Annotated in this window: 1 protein-coding gene; it reads right to left on the reverse strand. The window is 59.8% G+C overall.

Annotation, left to right across the window (positions count from 1 at the left end; genetic code table 11):
- Positions 1-264 (reverse strand): IS1 family transposase (locus OOJ59_RS28015; protein ID WP_214281282.1); only part of this gene is annotated, 264 nt, incomplete at both ends.

The raw sequence follows: 264 nt of genomic DNA on the forward strand, positions 1-264 counted from the left end.
TTACGTGCAGCTTTCCCTTCAGGCGGGATTCATACAGCGGCCAGCCATCCGTCATCCATACCACGACCTCAAAGGCCGACAGCAGGCTCAGAAGACGCTCCAGTGTGGCCAGAGTGCGTTCACCGAATACGTGCGCCACAACCGTCTTCCGGAGCCTGTCATACGCGTAAAACAGCCAGCGCTGGCGCGATTTAGCCCCGACGTATCCCCACTGTTCGTCCATTTCCGCGCAGACGATGACGTCACTGCCCGGCTGTATGCGCG

Origin of the sequence: Citrobacter sp. W9 (assembly GCF_026719375.1) — a bacterium.
In the GTDB taxonomy this organism is placed as follows: domain Bacteria; phylum Pseudomonadota; class Gammaproteobacteria; order Enterobacterales; family Enterobacteriaceae; genus Citrobacter; species Citrobacter werkmanii.